General features: G+C 38.6%; 1 protein-coding gene. It reads right to left on the minus strand.

What is annotated here, in order from left to right:
- Positions 1–40 precede the first annotated feature (40 nt).
- The gene (locus B9P78_RS09560; protein WP_094519183.1) at positions 41–1,366 is read right to left on the minus strand and encodes an IS3 family transposase; all 1,326 of its coding nucleotides are present in this window, start codon (positions 1,364–1,366) and stop codon (positions 41–43) included.
- Positions 1,367–1,374 lie beyond the last annotated feature (8 nt).

Below are 1,374 nucleotides of genomic sequence, written 5' to 3' on the forward strand. Positions count from 1 at the left end.
TAAAATGGACCCTGTGTCAAGGACATTAAAAAAAAAGACCTTATGCAACACCCGATAAAAATTGCTCCCTGTAATGAACAGGAGGCAATTTTTTTAGGTTCCATTGTCCGCGTTCATTATTATAGTAGTCTATGTAATCATCTACTATTGCTCGTAACTCTTCTAAATGGACACAACTTTTATACTCCATTTCATCTTTCAAATGACCAAAGAACGACTCTTGAGGAGCGTTGTCCCAACAATTACCTCTTCTAGACATGGACTGTCCTAAGTCATTATCCGCCAACTTCTTATGGAATTTAGGACTCGTATAGTGCACGCCCTGATCTGAATGGATAAAGGCATCTTTGTGTAACGTTGCGCCGTGGGCGCTCATTAATACATCAATGGTAGTTAATGAGATAGCTAGTTTTAGGTTATCAGATACATAGTGAGCGAGTATCTCTTTCGTCGTGCCGTCTTTAATGGTCGACAAATAACCCATAAATCCATTGGCTCCAGGTAAATAAGTGATATCAGTTAAGAGAACTTTATGAGCTATTCCTTGGACAAATTGACGCTCCAATTTATTCTCAACAGTGTGGTGTTCTTTGGTAGCTTTCGCCATTCTCTTATAGGGGTTCGCTTTACGAATGGGGCAGAAAATATGAAATTTCCTCATCAAGCGCTGGACCTTTTTACGATTGACTGTCATTCCTAGAATATTCTTGAAATACATGACAATACTACGAGAGCCTTTCTTGTAACCACGGTAGCTATAGGCGTTTTCAATTTGGATTCTCCAAGCTTGATCTTCCTCTTCTCGTACGTTTCTCTGGGCTAAGCCCTTTAAATAATTGTAATAACCTGAGCGAGAAACCTCCAGCGTTTCACATGCATCTATAATCGTTCCTGTGTAGGAACCATCTGTTTTCATTCTATGGATTCTTGCGAAGGTTTCACTAGTCTTTTCGCTGTTTTCTAGCCTCCTTTCGCTCCATTCTGATTTTTTTAACAATTCATTTTCCTGCTCTAATAATGAAATTTTAGCTTGTAACTGTTCAATTTGTTGTTCAGGTGTTCGTTCAGTCTTTCGCGGTCTGCCTGACCGGTTTTGTCGAGTATCTTTCAATGCCAAAACACCATTATCACGATATCTTTTTCGCCATTTCTTAGCGAATGCTTTTATCCGGCTTTCACCAAGCATTTCCGGATCAAATCCTGCTTCAATAAATATTTGTTTAGCCGCTTTTGAATCCAATGATTCTGAAACAAAATGGCGTTTGAATTCATCAGAATAAGTAATGCTTTTCTCTGATACATTTTTAACGTACGGATTTCTTCTCAAAACTCGAATTTGTTCGGATGTAAAAATTAACTTTGACATTTAGCGGC

It is taken from the genome of Aerococcus sp. 1KP-2016 (assembly GCF_002252085.1).
In the GTDB taxonomy this organism is placed as follows: Bacteria; Bacillota; Bacilli; order Lactobacillales; family Aerococcaceae; genus Aerococcus.

Coding starts and splice junctions, on each gene's coding strand:
- B9P78_RS09560 (WP_094519183.1), bottom strand. CDS start 1,366: ATGTCAAAGTTAATTTTTACATCCGAACAAATTCGAGTTTTGAGAAGA.